Genomic DNA, 3,661 nt, shown 5'->3' with positions numbered 1-3,661 from the left:
CCAACGTCGAGGTCGAGCTGGGCGGCCACCAGGTCGAGCAGGCCGACATCGACGAATTGCTCTCGGGCGGGCGCAACGCGCTCGATCGCGGCGGCCAGGTCGTGCTCCACGCCCAGCCGGCGCTGTACACCATCGACGGGGTCGAGGGGGTCAAGCACCCGATCGGGCTCCACGCCGACCGCCTTGGGGTTGTTATCCATGTCGTGGCTGCCGTCGCGGCGCCCTTGCGCAAGATCGATTATGAGATCCGCTCGGCCCATCTCGGCGTCAAAGCGATCGTCGCTTCGCCGGTCGCCGCGGCGATCGCCTGCCTGACCGAGGAGGAGCGCGAGCTGGGCGTGGCGCTGGTCGAATTGGGGGCGGAAGTCACCAACGTCTCGCTCCACGCCGGCGGAATGCTGGTCGGGCTGCGCTCAATTCCCTTGGGCGCCAAGGATATCACCGACGACATCGCCTGCGCGTTCGGGGTCCAGCGGCGCGACGCCGAGCGATTGAAATGCTTCTATGGCTCGGCGATGACGAGCCCGCGCGATAATCACGAAATGATCGACGCGGCGCAGATCGGTGCCGAGGACGGGGCCGAGCCGACCCGGATCACCCGCGCCCAATTGATGATGGTCATCCGCCAGCGGGTCGAGGAGCTGACCGCCCAGATCGACGCGGCATTGAAGGCATTGGGCTTCACTGGCCCGGTCGGACGCCAGGTGGTGCTGACCGGCGGCGGCGCCGAATTGAAGAATCTCGCCGATTACATGCAGGGCGTGCTCGGCCGCGCCGTTCGGGTCGGCCGCCCGCGGACCATCACCGGCCTGCCCGACGCGCACAGCGGCCCGGCGTTCTCGACCCTGGTCGGCCTCGCTTATTTGGCCGGATCGGGCAGCAGCGACATCCGCGACATCGCAATCGGCAATTTGACCGATCGCAAGCCCGCGACGGGAATGATCGGCCGCTTCATTGCCGCCATGCGGGGTGGGTTCTAGTTTCTTCGTCATTCCCGCGAAAGCGGGAACCCAGATCTACGCCAAGGGCCCGAATCCCAAATCCTCAGCAAGATCGCGCCAGCTGGCATTGGTAGTTTCGATCAGCTCCAGCTTCCACGCGCGGTTCCATTTCTTGATCCGCTTTTCGCGAATGATGGCACTTTCCATTGTCGCGTGGGCTTCGAACCAAACGAGAGATTTCACGCCATACTTGCGTGTGAAGCCGGGAAGCGTGCCGTTACGATGCCTGGAAATGCGTCCCATCAGGTGACGCCAACATACAGTGTCCCGTTGCGTTGTGAGGCGAGCAGATAAACGACTGGTAAGAATTCCCGATTCATTTTGTTTGTCTAGCTGGGTTCCCGCATTCGCGGGAATGACGAATAAGGGGGTTCGGGGGGGGACTGAAGATGGCGAGCATAGCAACCAGGCAGGTGGCGAACCGGGGGCTGATCCTGCTCTTGGGCGCGGCGGTATTCCTCAACTATGTCGACCGCGGCGCGATCGCGGTCGCGGCGCCGCTGATGAAGGGCGAGCTCGGCCTGTCCGCGACCGATTTCGGCATCGCGGTCTCGGCCTTCTTCTGGGTCTATGCGCCGGTCCAACTGCTGGTCGGCTGGCTGTGCGACCGCTTCTCGGTCTACAAATTGATGAGCGGGGGGATCGTCCTGTGGGCCGTTAGCACGGTGCTGATGGGGTTTGCCGGCGGCTTCCTGTCGCTGCTCGTCCTTCGGGTCATGCTCGGTGTCGGCGAGAGCATCGCCTTTCCCGGCAGCTCGAAGATCATCGCCCGCCACGTTCCCGCCGACCGGCGCGGCCTCGCCAACGCCGCGGTCGCGGCCGGGCTCGCGCTCGGCCCCGCCGTCGGCACGCTGGCGGGCGGGCTGATCGTCGCCGAATGGGGATGGCGCGCGATGTTCTTCGCCTTTGGCCTTGCGACCCTGATCTGGCTGGTGCCGTGGCAGCAGACTGTGCGCGCCCTTCCGATCACCGGCCACCACGACGCGGGCGCGACCGTCCCGCTTCGGGCGCTGATCAACAAATGGCCCCTGTGGTCGATGTCGATCGTCCATTCGTTGGGCAATTATTGCTTTTATTTCCTGCTCGCGTGGCTGCCGCTGTTTCTGGTCCAGTCGCGCGGCTTCACCATCCGCGAAATGACCCTGCTCGCCGCGCTCGGTTACGCCGTCCAGGCGGTTTGCGCATTGAGCTACGGCCATTTCTCGGACTGGTGGACGCGCTCGGGTCGATCCGAGGCCGCGTGCCGCCGCTGGATGATGGTCGCCAGCCAGTTGCTCGCCGCGGTCGCCATCCTCGGCCTCGCTTATGCTCACAGCGCGATCAGCATCGCCATTTTGCTGTGCCTCGCCGGGGCTGCAACCGCGTCCTTGTCGCTCAACCTCTACGCGGTTGCGCAGATGTTCGCCGGACCGCGCGCTGCCGGAACCTGGGTTGGAGTGCAGAATGCATTCGGCAATCTGTCGGGTATTTTCGGGCCGATCATCACCGGAATCATTGTCGATCGCGCGGGTTACGAGAGTGCATTTGTCCTGACCGCCGCGGTAGCCGCGTTCGGCGCTTTGTGGTGGGCGGTCGGCGTTCCCAGGATCGAGCCGGTCGATTTCACGGCAAACTGATCCAATTCGAACGCATGTGAGTCTTTCGGGTCACTCTTTTCCCCAATTTTATTGCTGGCGTTAACATTTTCGCTTGGTCCGCGAATCGGACTAGTGCATTGATTCACATTGACGGTTCAGCACCTTGGTTGCTTGAGGGGGGTATGGTCATGAGCATCGATTTCGTCCGGCCGGAAGTCGACGAACTTCGCCCGCGGATCAGCGTCATCGGCGTTGGTGGCGCCGGCGGCAACGCGGTTGCCAACATGATCGCGGCCGACGTCCAGGGGGTCGACTTCATCGTCGCCAACACCGACGCGCAGGCCTTGAACGCCTCGACCGCCGACCGCCGCATCCAATTGGGCCTGAAGATCACCCAAGGCCTCGGCGCCGGATCGCGGCCCGAGATCGGGCGCGCCGCAGCCGAAGAGACGCTGGAAGAGATCGAGCGCGCGCTGGAAGGCACGCACATGTGCTTCATCGCCGCCGGCATGGGCGGCGGCACCGGCACCGGCGCCGCGCCGGTGATCGCCAAGACCGCGCGCGACAAGGGCATCTTGACCGTCGGCGTGGTGACCAAGCCATTCGCGTTCGAAGGCTCGCGCCGGGGCCGTGCCGCCGAAGCCGGCATCGACGAGCTCCAGCAGCACGTCGACACGCTGATCGTCATCCCCAACCAGAATTTGTTCCGCCTCGCCAATTCCGACACGACCTTCAAGGAAGCGTTCGAAATGGCCGACGAGGTGCTGCAGCAGGGCGTTCGCGGGATCACCGACTTGATGGTCATGCCCGGCCTCATCAACCTCGACTTCGCCGACGTCCGTTCGGTCATGGGCGAGATGGGCAAGGCGATGATGGGCACCGGCGAAGCGACCGGCGACAACCGCGCCATCGAAGCCGCCGAAAAGGCGATTTCCAACCCATTGCTCGACGGCGTCAGCATGAAGGGCGCCAAGGGCGTGATCATCTCGATCACCGGCGGCGAGGACATGCGCCTGATGGAAGTCGACGAGGCCGCCAGCCACATCAAGGAACTGGTCGACCCCGACGCCAACATCATCTGGG

At 64.4% G+C, this 3,661-nt stretch carries 4 protein-coding genes; 3 read left to right on the top strand and 1 reads right to left on the bottom strand.

Going from position 1 to position 3,661, the window contains the following annotated elements:
• Nucleotides 1-980: cell division protein FtsA (gene ftsA / locus RMO25_RS10405; protein WP_309662533.1), on the top strand; the 980-nt coding region annotated here is incomplete at its 5' end.
• Nucleotides 981-1,016: 36 nt separating this feature from the next.
• Here ftsA and RMO25_RS10400 read toward each other — a convergent pair.
• Nucleotides 1,017-1,244, bottom strand: a complete 228-nt coding sequence (locus tag RMO25_RS10400; RefSeq protein ID WP_405051870.1) for a GIY-YIG nuclease family protein — start codon at nt 1,242-1,244, stop codon at nt 1,017-1,019.
• A 146-nt stretch (nt 1,245-1,390) separates the two neighbouring features.
• Between RMO25_RS10400 and RMO25_RS10395 the strand changes: the two genes are divergently transcribed.
• A complete protein-coding gene (locus tag RMO25_RS10395) occupies nt 1,391-2,617 on the top strand; it encodes an MFS transporter (RefSeq protein ID WP_309662532.1) in 1,227 nt (408 codons plus the stop codon).
• Nucleotides 2,618-2,766: 149 nt separating this feature from the next.
• Nucleotides 2,767-3,661, top strand: an 895-nt coding sequence (gene ftsZ / locus RMO25_RS10390; RefSeq protein WP_309662531.1) for a cell division protein FtsZ, incomplete at its 3' end; no start/stop codon positions are given.

This window comes from Sphingomonas sp. (assembly GCF_031361285.1).
In the GTDB taxonomy this organism is placed as follows: domain Bacteria; phylum Pseudomonadota; class Alphaproteobacteria; order Sphingomonadales; family Sphingomonadaceae; genus Sphingomicrobium.
Note: the sequence above shows the minus strand (reverse complement) of the source record. Positions and strands in the feature narration are given on the sequence as shown.